This window comes from Burkholderia sp. LA-2-3-30-S1-D2 (assembly GCF_001523915.2).
GTDB lineage: Bacteria > Pseudomonadota > Gammaproteobacteria > Burkholderiales > Burkholderiaceae > Burkholderia > Burkholderia diffusa.
Map to the genome: position 1 here is coordinate 133,476 of NZ_CP013383.1, position 24,768 is coordinate 158,243.

At 67.4% G+C, this 24,768-nt stretch carries 20 protein-coding genes; 11 read left to right on the plus strand and 9 right to left on the minus strand.

Going from position 1 to position 24,768, the window contains the following annotated elements; all coding sequences use genetic code 11:
- Positions 1 to 29 precede the first annotated feature (29 nt).
- From WS66_RS00630 to WS66_RS00645, 3 genes are all read right to left on the minus strand, one after another.
- Positions 30 to 1,022, minus strand: a complete 993-nt coding sequence (locus WS66_RS00630; RefSeq protein WP_059598917.1) for a DedA family protein/thiosulfate sulfurtransferase GlpE — start codon at positions 1,020 to 1,022, stop codon at positions 30 to 32.
- A 163-nt stretch (positions 1,023 to 1,185) separates the two neighbouring features.
- Positions 1,186 to 1,455 (minus strand): hypothetical protein, encoded by a 270-nt coding sequence (locus WS66_RS00640; RefSeq protein WP_059598918.1) that lies wholly within the window; start codon positions 1,453 to 1,455, stop codon positions 1,186 to 1,188.
- Positions 1,456 to 1,691: 236 nt separating this feature from the next.
- Positions 1,692 to 4,001 carry a phosphocholine-specific phospholipase C gene (locus WS66_RS00645; RefSeq protein ID WP_059598919.1) on the minus strand — a complete coding sequence of 770 codons (2,310 nt, stop codon included), beginning with the start codon at positions 3,999 to 4,001 and terminating at the stop codon, positions 1,692 to 1,694.
- Between the two features lie 578 nt (positions 4,002 to 4,579).
- Here WS66_RS00645 and WS66_RS00655 point away from each other — a divergent pair.
- A complete protein-coding gene (locus tag WS66_RS00655; RefSeq protein ID WP_059598920.1) occupies positions 4,580 to 5,080 on the plus strand; it encodes a GNAT family N-acetyltransferase in 501 nt (166 codons plus the stop codon).
- 257 nt (positions 5,081 to 5,337) lie between these two features.
- Positions 5,338 to 6,933 (plus strand): thioredoxin family protein, encoded by a 1,596-nt coding sequence (locus WS66_RS00660; RefSeq protein WP_059598921.1) that lies wholly within the window; start codon positions 5,338 to 5,340, stop codon positions 6,931 to 6,933.
- A gap of 48 nt (positions 6,934 to 6,981) precedes the next feature.
- Here WS66_RS00660 and WS66_RS00665 read toward each other — a convergent pair whose 3' ends face one another.
- Entirely contained in the window at positions 6,982 to 7,233 is a 252-nt protein-coding gene (locus tag WS66_RS00665; protein WP_059598962.1) for a DUF4148 domain-containing protein, read from the minus strand.
- Between the two features lie 485 nt (positions 7,234 to 7,718).
- Entirely contained in the window at positions 7,719 to 9,122 is a 1,404-nt protein-coding gene (locus WS66_RS00670; RefSeq protein ID WP_059598922.1) for a GntP family permease, read from the minus strand.
- Between the two features lie 326 nt (positions 9,123 to 9,448).
- Here WS66_RS00670 and WS66_RS00675 point away from each other — a divergent pair, with 326 nt between their 5' ends.
- From WS66_RS00675 to WS66_RS00695, 5 genes are all read left to right on the plus strand, one after another.
- On the plus strand, positions 9,449 to 10,936 hold the full coding sequence (locus WS66_RS00675; protein WP_059598923.1) for a sigma-54 interaction domain-containing protein: 1,488 nt from the start codon (positions 9,449 to 9,451) through the stop codon (positions 10,934 to 10,936).
- 66 nt (positions 10,937 to 11,002) lie between these two features.
- Positions 11,003 to 11,530 carry a BON domain-containing protein gene (locus WS66_RS00680; protein ID WP_059598924.1) on the plus strand — a complete coding sequence of 176 codons (528 nt, stop codon included), beginning with the start codon at positions 11,003 to 11,005 and terminating at the stop codon, positions 11,528 to 11,530.
- A gap of 61 nt (positions 11,531 to 11,591) precedes the next feature.
- Positions 11,592 to 11,876, plus strand: coding sequence for a hypothetical protein (locus WS66_RS34250; RefSeq protein ID WP_236872909.1), 285 nt, complete (start codon positions 11,592 to 11,594; stop codon positions 11,874 to 11,876).
- A gap of 103 nt (positions 11,877 to 11,979) precedes the next feature.
- On the plus strand, positions 11,980 to 12,276 hold the full coding sequence (locus WS66_RS00690; RefSeq protein WP_059467298.1) for an H-NS histone family protein: 297 nt from the start codon (positions 11,980 to 11,982) through the stop codon (positions 12,274 to 12,276).
- Between the two features lie 570 nt (positions 12,277 to 12,846).
- A complete protein-coding gene (locus tag WS66_RS00695; protein WP_059598925.1) occupies positions 12,847 to 15,204 on the plus strand; it encodes a GNAT family N-acetyltransferase in 2,358 nt (785 codons plus the stop codon).
- 681 nt (positions 15,205 to 15,885) lie between these two features.
- On the opposite strand, the gene WS66_RS00700 is transcribed toward WS66_RS00695, so the two are convergent.
- Both WS66_RS00700 and WS66_RS00705 read right to left on the minus strand, forming a co-directional pair.
- Entirely contained in the window at positions 15,886 to 16,437 is a 552-nt protein-coding gene (locus WS66_RS00700) for a hypothetical protein (protein ID WP_059598926.1), read from the minus strand.
- A gap of 252 nt (positions 16,438 to 16,689) precedes the next feature.
- Positions 16,690 to 17,511, minus strand: coding sequence for an IclR family transcriptional regulator (locus WS66_RS00705; protein ID WP_059598963.1), 822 nt, complete (start codon positions 17,509 to 17,511; stop codon positions 16,690 to 16,692).
- 666 nt (positions 17,512 to 18,177) lie between these two features.
- On the opposite strand from WS66_RS00705, the gene WS66_RS00715 reads away from it, so the two are divergent.
- A complete protein-coding gene (locus tag WS66_RS00715) occupies positions 18,178 to 19,026 on the plus strand; it encodes an ureidoglycolate lyase (protein WP_059598927.1) in 849 nt (282 codons plus the stop codon).
- Positions 19,027 to 19,225: 199 nt separating this feature from the next.
- On the opposite strand, the gene WS66_RS00720 is transcribed toward WS66_RS00715, so the two are convergent.
- Positions 19,226 to 19,609 carry a VOC family protein gene (locus WS66_RS00720; protein WP_059508454.1) on the minus strand — a complete coding sequence of 128 codons (384 nt, stop codon included), beginning with the start codon at positions 19,607 to 19,609 and terminating at the stop codon, positions 19,226 to 19,228.
- A 100-nt stretch (positions 19,610 to 19,709) separates the two neighbouring features.
- Between WS66_RS00720 and WS66_RS00725 the strand changes: the two genes are divergently transcribed.
- Entirely contained in the window at positions 19,710 to 20,357 is a 648-nt protein-coding gene (locus tag WS66_RS00725) for a CGNR zinc finger domain-containing protein (RefSeq protein ID WP_059598928.1), read from the plus strand.
- A gap of 52 nt (positions 20,358 to 20,409) precedes the next feature.
- Here WS66_RS00725 and prpR read toward each other — a convergent pair whose 3' ends face one another.
- Entirely contained in the window at positions 20,410 to 22,389 is a 1,980-nt protein-coding gene (gene prpR, locus WS66_RS00730; protein WP_059598929.1) for a propionate catabolism operon regulatory protein PrpR, read from the minus strand.
- 171 nt (positions 22,390 to 22,560) lie between these two features.
- On the opposite strand from prpR, the gene prpB reads away from it, so the two are divergent.
- Both prpB and prpC read left to right on the plus strand, forming a co-directional pair.
- Positions 22,561 to 23,454 carry a methylisocitrate lyase gene (prpB, locus tag WS66_RS00735; RefSeq protein WP_059598930.1) on the plus strand — a complete coding sequence of 298 codons (894 nt, stop codon included), beginning with the start codon at positions 22,561 to 22,563 and terminating at the stop codon, positions 23,452 to 23,454.
- 115 nt (positions 23,455 to 23,569) lie between these two features.
- Positions 23,570 to 24,742: a bifunctional 2-methylcitrate synthase/citrate synthase gene (prpC, locus tag WS66_RS00740; protein WP_059598931.1), complete on the plus strand. Its 1,173-nt coding sequence runs from the start codon at positions 23,570 to 23,572 to the stop codon at positions 24,740 to 24,742.
- The last annotated feature ends 26 nt before the right edge of the window (positions 24,743 to 24,768 follow it).

The window sequence follows — 24,768 nt, forward strand, 5'->3', positions numbered from 1 at the left end:
CTCGCGCGGCCGGCCTGCGATCAGCTCGATCAGGCCGGCTTTTGCAACCCCGCCACCGGATCGTTCGCGGCGGGGATGTCTTCCACCAGCGACGTGAGCTGGCGGCCCGTGTCGCGCCAGGCGTCGAGGCCGCCGCGCAGCGGCAGCGCATCGGTGAAGCCTGCATCGAGCAGGCGCTTTGCCATCAGCGCGGCCGTCACTTCGTTCGGGCACGAGCAATACACGACGAACTTCTGCGAGAACGGGTAGCGCGCAACGATGTCCTCGATGTGCCGCTCGTCCGCGAATTGCGCACCGGGAATCGTGAACGGGTCGAGCTTGCGGTGCTCGGGCGAACGCACGTCGAGCACCACCGGCGCGGCCGCATCGCGCAGCAGCAGGTCGAGCTCGTCGACGCCGATCCGCGCGCTCGCGAGCTGGCGGATCAGCGCGCGGCGGCGCATCCAGCGCACGGCAGCATAGACGGCCAGCAGCGCGACGATCACCAGCAGCACCGCGCGGCCGAGCCGGCTCGCGCCGGCGAACAGCCAGTCGATCTGCCGGTAGAACACGAGCCCCGCGACGAGCCCGACGGTCGTCCACAGCGCGGCGCCGAGCGCATCGTAGCCGGCGAACGTGCGATAGCGCGTGCCGAGCGCGCCGGCCATCGGCACCGACACGAGCGACAGCCCCGGAATGAAGCGGGCGACCGCGAGCACGCGCACGCCGTAGCGGCCGAAGAAGCGTTCGGTTTTCCTCACGCAGGTATCGCGCGACAGCGACAGCCGGCAGATCGTCTTGAGCGTCGTGCCGCCGTAGCGCCGCCCGGCGACGTACCACGCGGTGTCGCCGATCAGCGCGCCGAGGACCGACAGCGCCAGCACCGTCAAGAGCTGCGAGCCGATCATCGCCGGATGCATCGCGGCCATCGCACCGAACAGCACGAGCGTCGGCATCGCCGGCACGGGCAGGCCGATGGCCGCCGCGAGTACATTGGCGAAGACGAGAAGCGGCCCGTATTGGGCGACGAGGTCACGGAGCATGACGGCTGGCCGAAAAGGAAGCGCGTGAGGAAGATGCGCGGATTGGCTGATTATCGGCCATTTTCAACCGGGCGGAGGGGAATGACGGAAAGCGCCTGACGGCGGCAGGGAAATGCGGACAGAACGGTGAGCCAGTGCGTTGCACGTGGCTCACCGTCAGACATCAGGAAGAGGAGCGGGCGAGCGAGGCGGCGCCGTGGTTTTCTCCGGGCAGCTCGGCGCCGTGCGAGCGGATCGCGGCGATCAGCTCGGCCGGCGTGATCTCGTAGCGGACCTCGCGGTGAATGCCGGGCTTGCGTTCGTCGATCTCGATCAGCAGCACGCTCTTGCCGTCGGCGGTCGATTCGAGCCTGAGCGAGCGCAGTTCGCGGCCGTCGGCCGGGTCGTGTTCGGTGAGCAGGGTCATTGCCCCGGATGAGCCGGTAGTGCGCATCGAACCTATCCTCGTGTCGTGTGTGCCAGATTGGCGAAGATGTCGTTGTTGAATGCAGCTTGACGAAGTTTAACGCGAACGGGCCGCAACACGGAGCATTTTCGTGGACATGAAATGAGGGCTGCACCACCTATCCTTCTGATGTTTGAGCCGCGCCGGGCGGGCGTTTCAGCCGGATCGGACCGCGCCGCGCCAGGCGCCCGGCCGGTGCTCGGGCCGGGCGGGCGCAGGTGCCGTCAGAAGCGGTCGGCGAACCCCATCGCCGGGTCGCTGACTGAGTGGCGACCCGTTTCGACGCGGCCGGCCACGCGGCGCGAGAAGCTCGCGTCGCTGTCGGCGGTGACGACGAAGTCGTACCAGTGGCCGGTCGAGTCGAGGTTCCAGTGCAGTTCCGACTGGCCGCCGGCGTGTACCGCGACGGTCCACGTCGTGCCCGTGTCGTTGCCGTGCCCGCGATCGTCGGTCGCGCCGCGGCCGGACAACTGGCCGTACACCTTGTTCGACTTCACCGTGAAGCGCACCGTGCTGCCGCCGTCGTTGCGCAGCCGCAGATGCAGGTTGCCGCTCGCGCCCGCATAGCCGACCCGGATTTCCGGATGCGGCGCGCGTGCGCCGGTCAGCCGGGCCAGATCGCCGGTGAAGCGGCGGTGATAGCCGTTCGGGCCGAGCACCCACAGGTCATATTTGCCGCCGTCGTCGGCCAGCGCCGCCCAGTCGCCGCGCAGCGCCTTGCCTGGTTCGACGACGTAGCGGCGCGGCACGCGGTCGAGATGCAGCTTGTCGTAGACGTGGAACACCGCGGCCGCGCGGCCCGTGTTCGCGAACTTCAGCGTGACGGTGCCCTTGCCGGGATCGACCTGCGCGCTCGCATGCAGCTCGTACGGCAACGCGCGCGACGGGCGCACGCCGGTGGCCTGTGCAGGCGGCGACGGCGTGGCCGGCGGCGTGATCTTCGGCGCGGCCTGCTGCGCGGTGCTCAGCGCGTCGACCTGGCTTTTCGTCGTGCGGCCCGCGAGCGTCGGCAGCGGTTCGTCGTTCGGCGCGCGGAAGTTGAACGCGCTCGTCAGGTCGCCGCACACCGCGCGGCGATATGCGCTGATCTGCGGCTCGACGACGCCGAAGCGCTTCTCGAGGAAAAGCAGCGTCGACGTATGGTCGAACACCTGCGAGTTGACCCAGCCGCCGCGGCTCCACGGCGACACGACCCACATCGGCACGCGCGGGCCCGGCCCGTACGGCCGGCCGTCGGCCGCCGGCTGGCTCGACGTGGCCGGCGCGAAGTCGTGGTACTCGACGGCGACGTCGGCAGCCGCCAGCGTATGGCCGCCCGCGAGCGAGCCGTCCGCGTTGCGCGACGGCACGGCCGGCGACGGCATGTGGTCGAAGAAGCCGTCGTTCTCGTCATAGTTGATCAGCAGGACGGTCTTGCTCCACACGTCCGGATTCGCGGTCAGTGCGTCGAGCACGGCCTGCACGTACCACGCGCCCTGAGCGGGGCTCGACGGCCCCGGGTGCTCGCTGTACGCGGACGGCGGGATGATCCACGACACCTCGGGGAGCTTGCCGTTGCGGATGTCGTCGCGGAACGTTTCGAGAAAGCCGTACGGCATCGTGTTGCCGAAGCCCTTCGCGAGCGGGCTCAACGGATCGTCGATCGCCGGATCGTAGAACGCGCCGGCCGCCGTCACCGGCTGCGTGATGTCCGTCGACGCGACGTACGCGGGCCGGCGTGCGGCCGGCATCTGCTCGATGGCCGCGCGCCAGTGGCGGAAGCTCATCATCTCGTTGCAGCCGAAATTGTCGATCAGGCTCTGGTAGACCTTCCAGTTCACGCCGGCCTGCTGCAGCCGGTCGGCGTAGGTCGTCCACGTCCAGCCCTGGCTCGACGGGCCGATGTCGTTGCCGCCGTTGAACTGGTTGTTCAGCGCGGCGACCTTCACGCGGCTGCCGTCGGTCGGGCTGATGCCGTTCGGGCCGTTGGTGCCGCTCCAGAAGAACAGCCGGTTCGCGATGGTGCCCGTGTGCATCCCGCAGTGATAGTGGTCGCAGAGCGTGAACGCGTCGGCGAGCGCGCGCTGGAACGGCACCTCGGCCGCGTCGTAATAGCCCATCGACAGCGGCGTCTTCGCGTCGGGCCAGCGGTTCATCCGGCCGTGGTCCCACGCGGCCTGCGCGTCGGCCCACGTATGCGGCGTGCCGCCCGCGCGCTGCGCGTTGCCCTGGCTCGCGTCGAGGTGGTACGGCGTGAAGGTGGTCGCGGGTGTCGCTTTCGTGTAGGTCTGGTAGAACACGTCGCGGCCGTTCGGCGACGGCACCGCGAAGCGGTCGCCGTAACCGCGCACGCCCTTGAACGTGCCGAAGTAGCCGTCGAACGCGCGGTTTTCCATCATCAGCAACACGACGTGCTTGACGTCCTTGATGGTCCCCGTTTGGTGGAAGGCGGGAATGGCGAGCGCGCGGCGGATGCTCGGCGGAAACGCGGACAGCGCGGCGGCGGCGAGGCCGGAACCGGCGGTCTGCTGAAGGAATTTGCGGCGTGACGTCATGGCGTTTGGATCCTGTGAGGGTGGGAGCGTTCGCGAGTTCGTCTGGCGGTGACCGGGCATCGTCGCGCCCCGGGACGATCGGCGATCCGTGCGCGTTCGGGGCATCGGACGCGTATCGCGGCGATGTGCGATGCGCGATGCGCGACGTCGCGCGGATGGCGCGGCCGCCGTCGCGATCCTGCGTGCCGCGCGCTCGTGATGCGCGGGGCAGGTGTCGGCACACACCGGACCGGCGCGCGCCGGACTGGAGCGGCGCCCAGTCTAGGGAGGCGACATGACGTCGACGTGATGAAGAAATGACATCGCATGTCGCGCACATGACGTTGCGTGCGCAACGATTCGTTCGAGCGCGATGCGAGGTTGAAAACAGTAAGAAATTACCGATCGCCGCGCGCGTGACCGGTCAGAATTTTCCGGATTGGCGGGGATCGCGCGAGCGCGCTTCGTTGCGGATACAACCTGACGTGCAACGGCGTGACACCCGTGTTTCAAATGCGTGAAATCGGCTAAGCTCGATGCGTTGCTGCGCGCCTGCGCAGCCCGCGCCTTCGGCGCGACATTTCGGAACCGGCCCACCCATGACCGATATCACGATCCGGCACAGCGAGACGCACGACGTCGACGCGATCCGACAGATTGCCGCGCATCCCGCGGTGTACATGAATACGTTGCAGCAGCTGTTTCCGTCGCTCGAAAAATGGCAGAAGCGGCTCGACAACGTGCGCGAGCACGGCGTGAGCCTCGTTGCCGAAATCGACGGCACGGTGGTCGGCCATCTCGGCCTGCATCCCGAGCCGAATCCGCGCCGGCGCCACGCGGCGGCGCTCGGCATGATGGTCGACGCGGCCCGTCACGGGCGCGGCATCGGCGACCGGCTGCTCGCGGCCGCGATCGATCTCGCGGAGAACTGGCTGAACATCACGCGTCTCGAGCTGACCGTGTTCACCGACAACCACGCGGCGATCGCGCTTTACGAGAAACACGGTTTCCGCATCGAGGGCGAATCGCCGGATTACGCGTTGCGCGACGGCGTGCATGCGTCCGTGTATCACATGGCCCGGATCAAGGCGCCGCAGTGAAGGACCGGCCGTCGCGGACGTGACGGCACGCGGCCGCGACGCCGCGCGTCATATTCAATCGAGAATTCGTTCGTTTTCCTTCGGTTGTACCCGTCGTATCGTCGAACGATTCGCCGGTCGCTGCGGCCGGCTTCGCTTTTCCGTATCGATGCATGCGCGGCGCTGCATGTCGGCCGGCCTCATCGTCATCGCTTCACGGCCCTCGTTGCGTGCGCGGCATCTCCCTGAAACCGTCTTGTTCAACGGAACCCGCTTCGATGAAAACGGCTCTTCGCAATCTCACCGCCGCCTGCCTGTTCGCTGCCGCCAGTGCGGCGCTTGCCGCTGCCGCGCCCGCGGGCGCCCCGGTGGCGAACGCATCGCCCGACGGCGCGCATCTGCCGCCCGGCATCGCGTGGCAGCAGGGCGACGTCGATGCCGCGTTCGCGCTCGCGAAGCGCACCGGCAAGCCGCTGCTGCTGTACTGGGGCGCCGTGTGGTGTCCGTCGTGCAACCAGGTGAAGTCGACGATCTTCAGCCAGCAGGCGTTCAAGACCCGCTCGTCGTTCTTCGTGCCCGTACATCTCGACGGCGATACCGAAAGCGCGCAGAAGCTCGGCGAGCGCTTCAAGGTGCACGGCTATCCGACGATGATCCTGTTCCGCCCGGACGGCACCGAAGTGACGCGGCTGCCGGGCGAGGCCGATCTCGAACGCTACATGCAGGCGCTGTCGCTCGGGATGACGGCCGCGCATCCGGTGCGACAGACGCTCGCGACCGCGCTGAACAACGGCGCGGCGCTGACGCCGGCCGAATGGCATCTGCTGGCCGACTATTCCTGGGACACCGACGGCGCGCTGCCGGTGCCGTCCGACCGTGTCGCGGTGACGCTGCAGACGCTGTCGCAACGTGCGCGTGCGGCCGGCGCGAAGGCGGACGCCGCGCGGTTCGCGCTGAAGTCGGCGGTGGTGGCGGCATCGGACGGTCCCGCGCAGGCCGGCGCGCTCGACAAGGCGGCGCTCGTCGACGCGCTGCGCGCGGTGCTGCGCGAGCCGGCGCTGGCGCGCGCCGATTCGGACGTGCTCGTCGCAGCGCCCGCGCGCGTGGTCGCGTACCTCGGCGCCGACGCCGCGCAGCGCACGAAGCTGCGCGGCGCGTACGACACGGCGCTCGCGCGCCTGTCGACCGATACGACGCTGTCGTCGATCGACCGCCTGATGGCGCTGCACGGCCGCGTGCTGCTCGCGCGCGGCGACGCGCACGACGGCGCGCCGCTCGCCGCGCCGGCGCTGGTCGATACCGCACGCAAGCAGATCGCGGCATCGGTGCAGGGCGCCGCGAACGCGTACGAGCGGCAGGCGCTCGTCAGCGAAGCGGCGGACACGCTGACCGACGCCGGGCTGTACGACGAATCCGACGTCTTGCTGAAGGCCGAGTTGCCGCGTTCGCCGACGCCGTACTACTTCATGTCGGGACTGGCGGCGAATGCGAAGGCGCGCGGCGACAAGGCCGCGGCGCTTGACTGGTACCGGAAGGCGTACGACTCGGCGAGCGGCCCGGCGACGAAGCTGCGCTGGGGCGCGACCTATTTCGCGAATGCGGTCGCGCTGGCGCCGGACGATTCGGCGCGGATCGAAGCGATCGCCGCGAGCGTGCTCGCGCAGGCCGGCAAGACCAAGGATGCGTTTTATGGGGCGAACCTGCGCGCGCTGACCAAGGTCGTCACGCAACTGAATCGCTGGCGCGGCGGCGGCGCGCACGATGCGTCGGTCAGGTCGGTCGTGAAGCAGTTCGACGGGGTGTGCGCGAAGTTGCCTGCGGGCGATCCGCAGGCAGCGGCATGCGCGAAACTGATCGAGCCGGTGAAGGCGTGATGGCTTGCGCGGAAGCGGCCGGACGGGACGGCCGCGTCGTGACGGCGATTAGTGGCTCGACTCCGACGATGCACCTTGGTCGCTGCCATACCCGGCACGCTGCTGATGGGCGATCTTCGCTTCGGCGGAAACGATGCTGGCCGGGTAGAACCAATCGCTCGGCTGGAAGCCGGCCTGCTTGAGCGCCTTCACTTCGGCGTGAACCTGCGCGCGCGTAAGCGGCGGGTTCGACTGCGCTTGCGCGGCGAGCGGCGCGGATACGGCCAGGGCAACGGCAACTGCGTGAATCAGGCGCTTCATGATCGTGACCTCCATGTTTCCAGCTGTGCAGCCGGCCTTCGTTCGACGGAGCGGCGGCGGTTGAAAGCAGTGTAGGCCCGGCCACGCGCGCGAAAAATGCGGTCGCGCCTAACTCAGTGTTCTGCCGCCCGTAACAATGGATGGTGGACGTGGACGTGGACGTGGACGTGGACGTGGACGTGGACGGTGCCGGATGGCGGTGCGTGACGGGCGTCGGGCCGTCCGGGCCGTGCGGCGAGGTAGCGCCGAGCGGCTCCGGTCGGGCGGGGGACGAACCGGCGGATGAGAACCCCGGCGATCCGCCCCGGTTTGCGCGCGGAGGTGTCGGGAAGGTGCGGCGCGTCGCGCCCCGCGTTGCGCTGCCTGCTTCGACGATGCCGGGCCGGTCGCTCAGCCCGGGCGTGCAGAGGAAGGAAGATGCGCCGGCCGCGGCGATGCGGCCGGACGAGGTGCGGCGGCGTTCGGAACGCCGCCCGATGCGGGGCTTACACGAGGCCCGTCGTGTAGTACACGGCGATCACGAAGAACACCGCGAGCGTCTTGATCACGGTGACCGCGAAGATGTCGCGATACGACTCGCGGTGCGTGAGGCCCGTGACCGCGAGCAGCGTGATGACCGCGCCGTTGTGCGGCAGCGTGTCCATGCCGCCGCTGGCCATCGCGACGACCCGGTGCAGCACGTCCATCGGAATGTTGGCTGCCTGCGCGCCTTTGATGAACAGGTCCGACATCGCGGCGAGCGCGATGCTCATGCCGCCCGACGCCGAACCGGTGATGCCGGCGAGCGAGCTGACCGACACAGCCGCGTTCACCAGCGGGTTTGGAATGCTCTTCAGCGCGTCGCTGACGACGAGGAAGCCCGGCAGCGCGGCGATCACGCCACCGAAACCGTATTCCGACGCCGTGTTCATCGCGGCGAGCAGCGCGCCGCCGACGGCGGCCTTCGAACCGGCCGCGAAGCGGTCGCTGACGCGCTTGAACGCGGTGAGCACGACCAGCACGATGCCGAGCAGCAGCGCGGCCTCGACTGACCAGATCGCGACGACGGTCTTGATCGACGTCGTGACCGGCGTGTGCACGCCGGGCAGCACGTCCGGCGCGACCGTGTACGACGCGGCGCCGTACCACTGCGGAATCAGTTTCGTGAACGTGAAGTTCGATGCGCCGACGAGGATCAGCGGCAGGATCGCCAGCGCCGGATGCGGCAGTGCCGTCGCTTCGACGCGCTCCGGCTCGTTGACGAGCGACGTGCCGTAGCCTTCGCCCTTCGCCATCGCCGAACGGCGGCGCCATTCCAGATACGAGAGGCCGACGATGATGATGAACAGCGAGCCGATCGTGCCGAGCGCGGGTGCGGCCCAGGCGGTCGTCTTGAAGAACGTGGTCGGGATGATGTTCTGGATCTGCGGCGTGCCGGGCAGCGAATCCATCGTGAACGAGAACGCACCGAGCGCGATCGCGCCGGGCATCAGCCGCTTCGGAATATTGCTCTGGCGATAGAGTTCGGCCGCGAACGGATACACGGCGAACACCACGACGAACAGCGACACGCCGCCATAGGTGAGCAGCGCGCACACCGCGACGATCACCGCATTCGCACGCGAACGGCCGATGTAGCGGATCGCGGCATGGACGATCGACTCGGAGAATCCGGACAGTTCGATCACCTTGCCGAACACGGCGCCGAGCATGAAGACCGGGAAATACAGTTTGACGAAGCCGACCATTTTCTCCATGAAGATGCCGGAGAAGACCGGTGCGACGGCGGCGGGTTCGATCAGCAGGACCGCGCCGAGCGCGGCGATCGGCGCGAACAGGATCACGCTGTAGCCGCGATACGCGGCGAACATCAGGAACGCCAGCGCGGCAAGGACGATCACGAAAGACAAGGGAGTCTCCTAATAGCTTGGAATGGCTTTGGTTGTTGTTCGATCGCGGGACGCGCCGCGAACCGGCTCAGGTTCGTGCAGGTTTCGTGCCATCGGTCGGATTGCGCCGCCGGACGTGGATCCGGCGCTGGCTGGCGGGCCCGCGCCGGCCAATGTCTGAAGATTCTACATAAATCGTCTCCATCGGGAGACGATTCGGCCGCCAAGACCGCCCTCTGAATCGGGCAGGGCTTTCCCGGACAAGGCATTCCGGGATGTCTCCGAAATGAGATACTGCGTCTCGTTCCGGAGATATCCGGCCAAGCATACGCGGAGACAACGACACGATGATGAACGACTGGGTCCGCCTGCCCGTCAATTACGGCGATGTGCTGCGGCGCGCCGCCGAGTCGCTGTTTCGGACTTTCGAGGATTCGAGCGCGGGCACGGTGGTCGTCGATCGCGACGCGCGCGTGGTGTGGATGAACGAGCGTTATGCGGCGCGCTTCGGGTTCGCCGATCCGCAGCAGGCGGTCGGCCTCGACTGCGAGGCGGTGATTCCGAACAGCCTGATGCGTGAGGTCGTGTCGACCGGACAGCCGATCCTGCTCGACATCATGGAGACGGGCCGCGAGCCGCTCGTCGTCACACGCCTGCCGTTGAAGAACGAGGCGGGCGAGACGGTCGGCGCGATCGGCTTCGCACTGTTCGACCAGTTGAAGACGCTCACGCCGATCTTTTCCCGCTACGCGCAGCTTCAGCAGCAGCTGATCGCGACGCAGCGTTCGCTCGCGCAGGCACGCCGTGCGAAATACACGTTCGCGAGTTTCGTCGGCACGAGCGCCGCAAGCCTCGAAACCAAGCGGCAGGCGCGGCGCGCCGCACAGGTCGATTCGCCGGTGCTGCTGCTCGGCGAGACGGGCACCGGCAAGGAACTGCTCGCGCATGCGATTCACGCGGCGTCGGCGCGCGCGCTCCAGCCGCTCGTGACCGTCAACGTGGCCGCGATTCCCGACACGCTGCTCGAAACCGAATTCTTCGGCGCGGCGCCGGGCGCGTATACCGGTGCCGATCGCAAGGGACGCGTCGGCAAGTTCGAGCTGGCCGATCGCGGCACGCTGTTTCTCGACGAGATCGGCGACATGCCGCTGCCGCTGCAGGGCAAGCTGCTGCGCGTATTGCAGGACAAGGAGTTCGAACCGGTCGGCTCGAACCGGATCGTGCGTGCCGACGTGCGGATCATCGCCGCGACGTCGGCTGACCTGCCCGCGCTGGTCGAGGCCGGCCGCTTTCGCGCGGATCTCTATTACCGGCTCAATGTGCTGACGATTCATGCGCCGCCGTTGCGCGAGCGCGCGTCCGACATCGCGGCGCTCGTCTACGCGACGCTCGAGGAGCTGGCCGCGCAGCACGGTCGTGCTGCGCACTGCGAACTGACCGACGATGCGCTGCGGATGCTGTGCGCGTACCCGTGGCCGGGCAACGTACGCGAGCTGCGCAACACGCTCGAGCGTGCGCTGATGCTGTCGGATCGCTCGGTGATCGACGCGGGTGCGCTCGCGCCGTTCCTCGGGCCGGTGCGCGTGGTGCCGGATAGCGTGCCGGCGGGCACGCGGGCTGCTCCGTCGCCGGTCGGCCGGGATGCGGGCGATGCAGCGGGGGCGCCTGGTGCGCCGGTCGTTTCGTATACCGATGCATTGGCCGCGTGGGAGCGTCAGTTTCTGACCGACGCGCTTGCGGCATGCGACGGGAAGGTGGTCGAAGCGGCCGCGCGCATCGGCATCGGCCGGGCGACGCTGTACAAGAAACTGACGGCGCTCGGGATCGCCCGGTAGCAAGCGACGGTGGATGCGCCCGGACATGAGGAACGGCACCGCTGAAGTGCCCGACAGGAGACGACGATGAAGCGAATCGCAATTGCCGGATGGCTGGCCGTACTGGTGGCGACGTCCTCGCTCGCACAGGCGGGTGACGCGGACACACCCGCGGTGCGACGCAACTGGTACAACGATCCGTTCGTCGCGCTGTCGCGAGGCTTTGCCGAATGCCCGCTGCCGCTCGGCCCGTGGATGACGCGCGCCGAGATGGAAGACGACGCGCATTACCGCGTCGAGCGCGGGACCACCTGCTGGCTCGCCCACCGCTGCACGAAACCGAATTCGTATATGTATGACGCGCCGATTGCCGAGGCGGCGAAAGCGCATTTCGCGGGCACCGATCGTCTGCAGGGCACGAGCCTGTGGATCACCGTGCAGCGGCGCTTTATCTATGTCGAAGGGTGTGCCGATCCGGCATTCGATCGGCAGGCGCTGGAGCGCGAACTCGGCGCGCTTCCCGACGTCGAGCAGGTGTTCGTTCGCATCACCGACGATCCGCACCGGGCCGTGCCGTACAAGACGCGCGGACGGCCGGACCGGGCGCCTGACTGAACGACTGACGGCGGTGCATGGCATACTCGCGGCATTAAAAAATCGGTTGACGGAAAGAACAATGAAACACATGCTTGCGTCGGTCTGTCGGTGGCCTCGAATGCATTGGCGTCGGGCCGGATTGTTGGCCGTCGTTGCGGGGCTCGGCGGGTGCGGCGGCGGGGCGCCACTGTTCACTTCGGATGGGCGCCCGACCACGCAGGTGCAGTGCACCGGTAGCGACTGGAGCAATTGCACGGACAATGCCCGAGCCATCTGCAACGGTGAATTCGACGTCCTTCAGCAATCGACCGATGACGCAATGCGAAATCTTCTCTTCGCATGCAAGAAGAAAAGCGGCTATTGATCCCGACATGATCGGATAAAGAGACCGTAATCGGGTGAGACGCTTTTCTATTCGCTTGGAGTCGGCTATTTTTCATGAATAACACTCACGGAGTCCCATCCATATGGCGACCTACAGGCAACTGACAGCGCAGCTCGAAAGACTTCAGCAAAAGATCGACAAGGAACGCGAAAAGGCGATTGCCGACGCGATTGCCGCCATTCGGGCAAAAATCGAGGAATTCGACATTACCGCGGAAGAGCTCGGTTTTCGACCGATCGGCGCCGCTGCTGCCGCGAAGCCGAAGCGTCCGTTGCCGCCGAAGTACCTGAACCCGAAGACGGGCGAAACGTGGAGTGGCCGCGGGCGGGCGCCGGCATGGCTCGGCAAGAACCGCGCGCGTTTCCTGATCAAGGACTGACTCCCGAAAATCCTCACCTTTCGTGCGCTGACTGACGGTGCGAACGGCCATGCGGCCGTCGCACCGTTTTGTTTTTGGGCAGTCGCAGCAGGACTCGAAACCGCGAGTTGAACACCGATGCCGCGCGATTAACGGATATCGTTTTGCGAATTCGCCGCGATTCGACCGGGTATTGCCGTGAATTCCCGTAAACAACCCCGTAATTTCGCGGCATGCGCGCATTGGCATTCTCGATCTTCGCGGTGCAGACGTACCGCCGATTGCGATCACCTCTCGCGTACTTGCGCTGCGTGCCCTGCAATTCCCGAACTTGCTCACCATGCCTCCTGTAAATCCTCACCTTTGAAACGGCGACCGGATGGGCGCATCGTGTCGCCTTCGCCTGTTGCGTCTTGCAAAGACGCGGTGACCGGCTCATGTTGCGGGCATTGATGCGCGTCGCACAGTCGGCCGTTTGGCATATAGGCAGCCGCATCGGGTTCGCCTATGCTTGGAGTTCGCGTCGACCGGCGCAAGGCCATTCGGCTCGTGTGCCGGTCGGGTCGTTTTTCATTACCGTGTGGAGCCGATGTGACCGTTCGCCATCTCGATGCGTTGTTCCAGCCCAGGTCCGTTGCGGTCGTCGGTGCATCGTCGCGCGCGGGCAGTATTGGTGCGATGGTGTGGGCGCGCGTGCTCGATGGCGCGTTCGAGGGGCCCGTGTGGCCCGTCAATCCGAAGTATCGCGAGCTGAACGGGTACTCGGTCGTGGCCGATGTCGAACGGCTGCCCGCCCCACCCTCGGTCGCCGTGATCTGCACGCCGCCTGCCACGTGGGCCGGCATCGTGCGCAAGCTCGGCGAGATCGGCACGCGTGTCGCGGTGATTGTCGGTGAGGCGCGCACCGACGCCGACCGCGCCGCGCTCGATCGCACGCTCAAGGCCGCGAAGCCGTTCGTGCTCCGTATCGTCGGGCCCGGCAGTCTCGGCGTGCTGTCGCCCGCGCGGCATGCGCATTTCGGCGCGCCGGCCTATACGGTGCGATCGGGTGGCGTCGCCTGGGTGTCGCAATCGAACGCGCTGACGAATGCGGTACTCGGCTGGGCCGATGCGCGAGGCCTCGGCTTTTCACATGTCGTCGCGTTGGGTAGCGAGGCCGACGTCGATGCAGGCGATGTGCTCGACTACCTCGCGAGCGATCCCGGCACGCGCGCGATCTTGCTCGAGCTCGACACCGTGTGTGCCGCGCGCAAGTTCATGTCGGCAGCGCGTGCGGCGGCGCGCAACAAACCGGTGCTCGCGCTGCGCACCGGGCGCGCCGATGCCGGTGATGCGCTTTACACGGCGGCGTTCCAGCGTGCGGGGATGGTGCGCGTCGATGCACTCGACGATCTGCTCGACGAGATCGAGACGCTCGGCGTCGGGCGCGTCACCGCGCGCGGCGCGGCCACACTCGTGACGAGCGACGCAGGCGTCGCGAAACTCGCGGTCGATGCGGTCGCGGAGGTGCGCGACGTGCTGGTCGACTGGCCGGCCGAGGCAACGTCGGCGGTCGCGGCCGCGCTGCCGCATCTCCGCGGGCCCGGCAATCCGCTGACGCTCGGCGACGATGCGCGCCCCGAGCATTTCGGCGCCGCCATCAAGGCGCTCGCGCCGTTTCCGCAAACGGGCACGCTGTTCGTCGTGCATTCGACGTCCCACAGCGCGCCGGCCGACGCGGTCGCGCGCACGCTGATCGAATCGCGGCAGTACGCGCACCGCGGCATCCTCGCGTGTTTCTTCGGTGCGGTCGACGCGGCGACGCGCGACGCACTGCACGCGAACGGCATTCCGGTGCACACCACACCGCAGCGGCTTGCACGCGCATACGCACGGCTCGTCGACTACAACCTCGGGCGGCAGTTGCTGATGCAGACGCCCGAGGGCACGCCGCTGCAGCCGGCCGAGTGCGTTGCGTCCGCGCAGGCCGAGGCCAGACGGATGGTCGAGGCCGGCGAGCATGAACTGGCCGGCGAAGCAGCGTTGCGCTGGTTGTCGCACTTCGGCGTGCACGGCGAGCCGGCCGATGCGCCGGTGGGCAACAGAGTCGTCGACGTCACAGTCGACATGTACGACGATTCGAACTTCGGCCCGGTGTTTCGTTATGCCGTGCCGCCGACCGACGGCGTATCGGCGCCTTTCGTCGTGTACGGGCTGCCACCGCTGAATACGGTGCTCGCCCGCGCGGTGATGGAGCGTTCACCCTATGCGCGCCGCACGCCCGTCGAACCCACGCTCGATGCGCTGACGGCGCTGTCGCAAGTTGTTTGCGACGTGCGCGAGGTCGTCGCGATGTCGGTCACGCTGCGCGTGCTGTCCGACCGGGCATACGTGGTCGCGCCGCGTATCACGCTGGCGGCCGGGCGCAGCCGGCTCGCGATCATGCCGTATCCGCGCCATCTCGAGCAGACGCTCGAATGGCGCGGCGAGACCGTGACGATCCGGCCGATCCGTCCGGAAGACGAAGAAGCGCACAACGAGTTGCTTGGCGCGATGACGCCGGACGATCTGCGGATGCGTTTCTTCGGTGCCGTGCGCAGCTTCGATCATTCGCAAGTCGCGCGCATGACTCAGATCGACTACGACCGTGAGATGGCCTTCATCGTGTCGTTCACCGACGCATCGGGCCGATCGCACACACTCGCGGTGGCGCGCGCGGTTGCCGATCCCGACAACGAGACGGCCGAGTTCGCGATTGCTGTCCGGCCCGATCAGAAGGGCAAGGGGCTCGGGCGGCTGATGATGGCGCGTATCATCGACTACGCGCGATCGCGCGGCACCGCGTGGATGGTCGGCGAGGCGCTGCGCGAGAACACCGCGATGATCTCGCTGGCGAAATCCTGCGGTTTCGAGGTGTCGACGACGGAGGAGCCCGGCGTGGTGGGGTTCAGGATGAAGCTGCAACCGTAATCGCGCCGGCGAGTGTGCCTGAACGTTCGGTGGTGTCGTGCGCAGCCGCTACGGAACGCGCGATGTCGGTGATGCGCAGCCGCGACCGAGCGAATCGGTTGTAGTTCGGCATGCAGATCGTTCGACTCTTTCGCCTCACTGTGCGGATCGGTACTACGCTCGCTTCGCGACCGGCGGGAAAGGGCGATCTCGTCGAGTTACCGCGTCCTCGGCGGGCGGTTGCGTATGCTGGTGACCTCGGCGTATCGCCGGTTCCGGCGCAATATTCGAGCGCACTGACGCCCGCCTTGCGCACCGCCAGCATTGAAAGCGGACAAAAGGTGAGATTTTTCAGGAGCCGAAAGTGAGCTTTTCCGGGAGCAATCGGGTGAGTCGATACGGAAGCACCCGGTGAGCCTTCGCGGGAGCTGCCGGTGAGCCCTTGCGGGAGGCCCCGGTGAGCCTTTCCGGGAAGGGGGGGAGCGTCTGCGGGATGCGTCGGTGAGGACGTTCGGGAGGGGCTGGTGAGCGTCTCCGGAAACCTCGGGTGAGCTTTTACGGGATGCTCCGGTGAGCGCTTACGGGATGCTTTGGTGAGACTTTTCGGGAGCCCACGGACGCAGTGCTCCGTCTGGCGCGGCCCGGGTTTCTGCCGGCGTCCGCGCCGGTGCGGGCACGCATGAACCGTGCCCGCGATGGCATTTATGCAGCAAGTTTCGACGCTGCGTCGTTCACCTGGTCACGCGAAATCGCGAGTTCTTCGAGGTGCGCGTCGGCATAAACGCCGCCGGTTTCGCGCTCGAGGCGGGCGATCGTCAGGGCGCAACGCGCGGTGTCCTTCGGCATCGCGATGAAGCGCTTGACCGATTCGCCGGACGTAAATGCATCGAACAGCGCGCCGCGCACGTCGTCCGGAAGCGTCTTGGTCCATTGGTACGGTTTGCCGTTGAATGTGATCGACGGCGGCAGCGTGCGCTCCTTCTTGGTGGCCGTGATCAGGCCGTAGGTGCGCGCGGCGTCGCCGATCTGCTCGGGCGAGAAGAGTTCGTCGGGCGTGATGTCGAACTGCTCGATGTAGTTCTCGATCGCGCGCATCGCTTCGGCACGGTCGTCGCGCTTCTTCTGCGCGCGCGCGACGATGTCGCGCAGCTCGTCCGCTTCCTCGGGCGTGATCGTGAAGCTCGCCTGCTTCTGCTGAAGTTCGGAGAAACGCTGGAATTCTTGATCGTTCAGAAGTTTGGCCATGACATCCATCGGATACGACGGCCGCGACAGCCGGCCGTCGTCGTTTTTGAGAGGGCCGCTATTCTAGCGTAGCGCGGCGTCCGCGCATCCGGAAACGGTCTGCCGGATGCCGGTACGAGAGCCCGCGTGGCCGGCACGCATCGCACACCGCGTGCGCGGTGTCGGGCCCGCCCGCCTGCCCGATCCGCTGGCCGTGTGACCGAACGACCGCCGCGCCCGAACGGTCTGCCACCTTCAGCGCGGTCGACCGTTCCGCAACGTTCAGCAAGTCTCCGCGCGGTACATCGACAACTGGCCTGCCGTATCGCGCAGTCCCACGACGACCACCTCGACCGACGGCGCCATATGCGCGTCGATCCGGCGCATGTACGGGCAGGTCAGCACCGCGATCGCATGGCCGGCCGGGCCGAGGATCGGCGCGCTCAGGTCGGTCACGCCGTATGCCTGGCGGCTGTCCTGGCGCACGTAACCGGACTGGCGGATGGACTGGCACGCATGCGCGAGTTCCTGCTCGTTCATCGGGGTTTCGCCCTTGACCTTGCGATGCTCGGCCAGCATGTGCGCACGCTGCTCGGCACCCTGGAACGACAGCATCACGCGCCCCGACGCCGTATCGGCGAGCCCGACGCGCGAGCCGAGCCGCACCGACACACCCCATGGGCCGGGGCCGTCCACCTGCGCAATCACGAGCAGGTTGCCGCGATCGTAGACGGTCAGGTGGCACGACTGTTCCGCCGCGTCGGCAAAGCGCTGCATCAGCGGCAAGGCCTCGGCGATCAGCCGGTTCATTGGCGGATGCCGATGCGCGAGCGCGAACAGTTTCAGGCTGAGCGTGTAACGGTCGCCGCCACTCGAGCGCATCACATAGCGGCGTGCGACGAGACGCTCGAGCATCCGGTAGATCTCGCTCGCGTTGCGGCCGAGTTCCTTCGTGATTTCGGTGCGGGTGAGTCCTTCCTTCTGTTCCGACAGGAGTTCGAGAATGTCGAGACCCTTGTCGAGCGCGGGCGCGCGATAGCGGTCGGCTGTGCCCATCGACTCCCGTGCGTCGCTGCCGGGGAGCGGGTTATTGGTCGTTTGCATCATGGGGTAGGAAGTCCGGGGATTGCCAATCGGGTGGCGACGCACGCCGGCCGGCTTTGCACGCGAATTCGTGAAGCCGCATGCGGATGTGACTGCCATCCGCGCGAGCTTAACAACAAACGTTCAGTGTGCAATGCAGCGTCATTTTACCGATCGTTACCCAGCAAGAACGGATTACATATCGTCCCCGATGACAGGTTCATAAGAAATATTCGCAATTCATCTTTTGGTGTCGACGGACGGCGGCTTTCGGCGTAAAGCCGAAAGGTTCGGCAGGCCCGATGCTGCGGTGCAACCTCCATGGGCGCACCAATAGTCGGTATCCGTCGCGCGCCATTTCACGGCGGGCCGCCGATGGTACAAAGAGCGGCGGGCCAGCGACGGCGCGGCCGCGCGTGAAGCCGGCCGGCACAGCACAGGCCGGCACGTGTCGCGAATGCCGGGCCGTCGTCGCCGATGCGCAGACCGGCGGCCGCCCGTTCGATGCGCGCCGCACTCCGGTGCGGCGCCGCGATCGCTGCGCCTGCGCGAGCCTCGCGTGTCGATTGGCCTGCCGGATGCGGCGCCGACGCGCGTCATCGACGATCGACATTCAGTCCGGCGAGTGGCCGTCAACGGCTGCGTCGGCCGGTATCCTGTCACATTCGACAACAGAGGTTGAGCACGATGAAACTGCTTCGCTATGGCCCGCCGGGCCAGGAAAAGCCCGGTATTCTCGACGCGGACGGCCGGATTCGCGACCTGTCCGCGCACGTGCCGGATCTTGCTGGCGACGCGCTGTCCGACGCCGCGCTCGCGCGCCTGCGCGCGATCGACTCGGCCACGCTGCCGCTCGTCCCTGGCGAGCCGCGCATTGGCGCGTGCGTCGGGCGCGTCGGCAAGTTCATCGGCATTGGTCTGAATTATGCCGATCACGCGGCCGAAGCCGGCATGCCGGTACCGAAGGAGCCGGTGGTATTCGGCAAATGGACGAGTTCGATCTGCGGCCCGAACGACGGCATCGACATCCCGAAGGGCTCGGTGAAGACGGACTGGGAAGTCGAGCTGGGCGTCGTGATCGGCGCGACTTGCAAGGACGTCGACGAGGCGCGTGCGCTGGATTACGTCGCCGGCTATTGCGTCGTCAACGACGTCTCCGAGCGCGAGTGGCAGATCGAACGCGGCGGCCAGTGGGACAAGGGCAAGGGCTTCGATACGTTCGGCCCGATCGGCCCGTGGCTCGTGACGCGCGACGAGGTGCCCGATCCGCAGCGCCTCGACCTGTGGCTCGAGATCGACGGCCACCGCTACCAGAACGGCAACACGCGCACGATGGTGTTCACCGTCGCGCAACTGATCGCCTACCTGTCGACCTGCATGACGCTGCAACCGGGCGACGTGATCACGACCGGTACGCCGCCGGGCGTCGGGATGGGCATCAAGCCATCGCCGGTGTTCCTGAAGGCCGGCCAGACGGTGCGCCTCGGGGTCGAGGGGCTGGGCGAGCAACGGCAGGTCACGCGCGACGCGCAGTAGGCCAGTGTGCGGCGCGGGCCGGATCGCGGGCGCAATCGACCGCAACCCGGCCGCGCCGTCCGGCCGCCCGCTCGGCCACTGGCGTGATTGCGCGCGGTGGCCGCCGCGAACCGGACATCGATGCAGCAAAGACAAGGGCCCGATTCCGCGCGATGCGGAATCGGGCCCTTGTCTTTCACCCGTGTCGGTGCGAACCGGATCAGACGACGTTGTCCAGCTCGCAATGGGCTTCGAGCCGATACCCGTCGGGATCGACGACGAACGCCGCGTAATAGCCGGGGCCGTAGTGCTCGCGCTTGCCCGGCCCGCCATTGTCCTGTCCGCCGTGCTGCAGCGCGGCGCGATAGAACGCGTCGACTTCCACGGGCGACGAGGCGCGAAACGACACGTGCAACCCTGAGTCGGGATCGGCGACGACCGGACGCGCCGCGTGCTGCAACCACAGCACCGGTTCGCTGGTGCCGTAGCCGAGGGATCCGTCGTCGCTGTACAGCCGCTTGTAGCCGAGCGCGCCGAGCGTGTTGTCGTAGAACGCGCGGCTGCGGTCGATGTGGGCAACGCCGAACGAAAGGTGATCGATCATCTGTGGCTCCTTGAACTGAAGAGGGGACGTCAGTGCAGCAAACCTTCTTTAACCACCATGCTGGTTATGTTAGAAAGCGTCCGGCCGCTTGTCAACCGGCATGGTGGTTAGATACGATCGCGTCATGAGCAAAACGCAACCTTCCGTCGCGACGGACTGCCTGGTTCCGGCACCGTCCGAAACGCTGAGCATCGATTTCGCGAACACGCTGTACTGGCGCGGCGCGGACGCGCCGACCGAAACCTTCGGCACGCTGGATGACCTGTTCACATGGTGCCGCGAGCAGGCGGGCATGCCGGCCGGCCTGGCCGACGTGTGTCGTGCACAAGTGAAGGAGAAGGAGAGCGAGCCGGCGATGCTGGCGAGCGCGCTCGCGTTACGCGAGGCGCTGTATCGGCTCTTTCACGCGCAGGCCGAGCGGCGCGAGCCGCAAGCCGACGATCTCGCGCTGCTGGGCGGTTTTCTGGCGGAAGCGGCGCCGCGCGTCGCGCTCGCGCGGATCGACGGCGGCTACGCGTGGCGGATCGGGGCAGCGGACGCGACGTTCGCGAGGTTGCTGAGCCCGGTGCTGTGGTCGGCGACGGACCTGCTGGGCGGCGCGCGGCTCGCGAAGGTCAAGCGCTGCGCGAACGACGCATGCCAGTGGCTGTTCATCGACGACAGCAAGAACGGCAGCCGTCGCTGGTGCTCGATGTCTTCGTGCGGGAATCGCGCGAAGGCTTACCGCCACTATCACAAGGCCGATTGACGGCGGCGCGCGTCCGGCGCGTCATTACCTGCCGCTCCTGCCTCGCCCGAACCTATTTCGCCGACAGCTTCCGCCACAGCGTCGTCTTGCTGATGCCGAGCATCGCGCACGCGCGATCGCGATCGCCGCCGCACGCGTCGAGCACCGCGCGGATCTCGTCGGCTTCGGCGCGGCGGCGGCGCGCGTGGAGTGTCTGCGCGTCGTCGGTGTCGGTCGAGTCCGGCGGCGCGGCGAACAACTCGGGCGCGATCGCCTGCAGCGCATCGGGCGTGAGCGCCGCGCATGAGGCGCCCGGATGCGCGTCGACTTCCTCGGCCAGTTCCACCGCGATCCGCTCGACCACGTTCTGCAGTTCCCGCACGTTGCCGGGCCATCGGTAGCGAGCGAGCGTCGCCTGCGTCGCGTCGAGCACGCGCACCGCATCGCCGACCTCGCGCACGCGTTCGGCCAGCCGCGGCTCGCGCCGCGCGGCCTGCACGAGCAGCGTGGCCGCGAGCGCCGGAATGTCGGTGGCGCGCTCGCGCAGCGGCGGCAGGCCAATGTTCAGGATGTTGAGCCGGTAATACAGGTCCGCGCGGAACGTGCCGTCCTCGACGGCCGCGAGCAGCGGGCGGTGCGTCGCGGCGATCACGCGCACGTCGATGCGGATCGGCTCGGTCGAGCCGAGGCGGATCACCTCGCGCTCCTGCAGCACGCGCAGCAGCCGGCTCTGCAGCGACGGCGGCATTTCGCCGATCTCGTCGAGAAACAGCGTGCCGCGGTGCGCGGCTTCGAACAGGCCGGTCTTGCCGCCGCGCCGCGCGCCGGTGAACGCGCCTTCCTCGTAACCGAACAGCTCGCTCTCGAGCAGCGCCTCCGGAAACGCGCCGCAGTTGATCGCGACGAACGGATAGCTGTGCCGCACGGACAGCGCGTGCAGGCTCTGCGCGATCATCTCCTTGCCGGTGCCGCTTTCGCCGAGCACGAGGACGGTCGCGTCGGATTTCGCGTAGCGCCGCACGAGATCGCGCACGCGCGCCATCGGCGCGGACGCGCCGATCACGTCGTCGAGCGTGTAGCGCGCCGCGAACTGCTGCGTGTTCGGCTGCGAGCGCAGCGCGCGGTCGAGCCGTTCGACCGCGCGCGATTCCTGGAACGTCAGCACGCTGCCCGACGTCACGCCGCGATCGACGAGCGGCCCGCGATGCACGACGTAGCGCACGCCGCGCACGGTCGCAAGCGCGTCGCCGTCCTCGCCGCGCAGCGTGCGCAACTCCGGGCGCAGGTCGACCAGCGCGCGGCCGACGGCCGCCGCGGGTTCGACCCCGAGCGCCGACGCGAGCCGTTCGTTGATGGCTTCGACGCGACCGCGCGCATCGAGCGCGACCACGCCGTCGCGCAGATGCTGCAACAGGTTGTCGAGCCGCTGGCGGCGAAACGCCTCGGCGTGCGTCGCGTACGCGACTTCGAGCGCCGTCTCGACCGCCTGGCGCACCGACGCGTGCGAATACAGGAACACGGCGCCCATGCCGGCGCTCGCCGCGAGATCGGTGACGAGGCCGGGGCCGACGATCGTCTCGATGCCGCGGTCGTGCAGGTCGTGCACGCAGGCTTCCGCTTCCTGCGCGGACTGATATGACGCAAACTGCACGTCGAGGCCGTAAGCGGCGACGAAGCGACGCACTTCGGGCGGCGTCTCGCCGGCGCTGACGAGCGCGATCCGCGTGGCATCGCGCCGTGCGCGCGCGAGCGCCTGCATCACGTCGAAGCCGGTCGGCGACACGACCACGACCGGCACCTGCGCACGCGTTTTCAGGAAGCCGCCGTTCGAGCCGGCCGCGACGATCACGTCGGGCCGCGCGGTGCCGGCCTCCGCGATCGCGCTCAACGCATCTTCGTACGCGCGCGTGACGATGCGCACGTCGGCACGCTCGTCGAATTCGCCGGCGATCTCGCGAAACAGGTCGCGCAGGCGGCTGATGCCCATCGCCCAGATGCGCGGGCGAACGGTGCGGTCGGCCGGGCCGACGGGCTTGGTCGAGGAGAGGTCCATGGCGACCGATTATGCGCGCGGGATTTCATTTCTGAAACATGAAATTGCCGAATTGAAATCACCGGACGATTCATCGCACGTGCCGGTTGCTTAAGAATCAGTGGGTTAGCGGTGTTTCGCGAGCTGGCCCGGTCCTTGCTATTTGATGGGCATTCCTTCAGGAGGCCGTTCATGAGCAACACGCATCTTCAGAGCGCCGGCGCGAAATTCCGCGCGGCAGTCGCGGCCGAGCAGCCGCTGCAGGTGGTCGGCGCGATTACCGCGTATGCAGCCAAGATGGCGCAGGCCGTCGGCTTCAAGGCCGTCTACCTGTCGGGTGGCGGCGTTGCCGCGAATTCGCTCGGCATCCCCGATCTCGGCATCAGCACGATGGAAGACGTGCTGATCGACGCGAACCGGATCACCAACGCGACCGACCTGCCGCTGCTGGTCGACATCGACACGGGCTGGGGCGGCGCGTTCAACATCGCGCGCACGGTCCGCTCGTTCATCAAGGCCGGCGTCGCGGCCGTCCACCTCGAGGACCAGGTCGGCCAGAAGCGCTGCGGCCACCGTCCGGGCAAGGAAGTCGTGCCGACCGACGAAATGGTCGATCGCGTGAAGGCCGCGGTCGATGCGCGCACCGACGACCAGTTCGTGATCATGGCCCGCACCGACGCGGCCGCCGCCGAAGGGATCGACGCCGCGATCGAGCGCGCGATCGCATACGTGGAAGCCGGCGCCGACATGATCTTCCCGGAAGCGATGAAGACGCTCGACGACTACCGCCGCTTCAAGGCCGCCGTGAAGGTGCCGATCCTCGCGAACCTGACCGAATTCGGCTCGACGCCGCTGTTCACGCTCGACGAGTTGCGCGAGGCGAACGTCGACATCGCGCTGTACTGCTGCGGCGCCTATCGCGCGATGAACAAGGCCGCGCTGAACTTCTACGAGACGTTGCGTCGCGACGGCACGCAGAAGGCTGCGGTGCCGACCATGCAGACCCGCGCCGAGCTGTACGACTTCCTCGGCTATCACGAATACGAGCGCAAGCTCGACGAACTGTTCGCGCAGGGCAAGAAGTAACGCGGCCCGCGCGCCGGGACACGGTTCCCGGAATGCTTTGCATGAAGCCGGAACGCGCGCACCCGCGCCGCGCCCGGCCGACATGACACCCCGATACCCATTGGAGAATCGAAACATGAGCGAGACGAAAGACGCAGCAGCACCGGCCGCCGCAGGCGCATTCAAGCCGAAGAAGTCGGTGGCGCTGTCGGGCGTGACGGCCGGCAACACGGCGCTGTGCACGGTCGGCAAGACCGGCAACGACCTCCACTACCGCGGCTACGACATTCTCGACGTCGCCGAATCGTGCGAGTTCGAGGAAATCGCGCACCTGCTCGTGCACGGCACGCTGCCGAACCTGACCGAACTGGCCGCGTACAAGACCAAGCTGCGCGCGCTGCGCGGCCTGCCGAACGCACTGAAGGCCGCGCTCGAGCAGATCCCGGCATCGGCCCACCCGATGGACGTGATGCGCACCGGCGTGTCGGTGCTCGGCACCGTGCTGCCCGAGAAGGACGATCACAACCTGCCGGGCGCGCGCGACATCGCCGACCGCCTGATGGCGTCGCTCGGCTCGATGCTGCTGTACTGGTATCACTTCTCGCACAACGGCAAGCGCATCGAGACGGAAACCGACGACGACTCGATCGGCGGCCACTTCCTGCACCTGCTGCACGGCAAGACGCCGTCGAAGTCGTGGGTCGACGCGATGCACACGTCGCTGATCCTGTACGCGGAGCACGAGTTCAACGCATCGACGTTCACCGGCCGCGTGATCGCGGGCACGGGCTCGGACATCTATTCGGCGATCACCGGCGCGATCGGTGCGCTGCGCGGGCCGAAGCATGGCGGCGCGAACGAAGTCGCGTATGAAATCCAGAGCCGCTACAGCTCGCCGGACGACGCCGAAGCCGATATCCGCCGCCGCGTCGAGAACAAGGAAGTCGTGATCGGCTTCGGCCATCCGGTCTACACAATCTCCGATCCGCGCAACAAGGTGATCAAGGGCGTCGCGCACAAGCTGTCGAAGGAAGCGGGCGACCTGAAGCTGTACGGCATCGCCGAGCGCCTCGAGTCGGTGATGTGGGAAGCGAAGAAGATGTTCCCGAACCTCGACTGGTTCAGCGCCGTGTCGTATCACATGATGGGCGTGCCGACCGCGATGTTCACGCCGCTGTTCGTGATCTCGCGCACGTCCGGCTGGAGCGCGCACATCATCGAGCAGCGCATCGACAACAAGATCATCCGCCCGAGCGCGAACTACACGGGTCCGGAAGACCTGCAGTTCGTGCCGATCGAGAAGCGCTGAAACGCCTGCCGCTCGCGCCGGCGCCC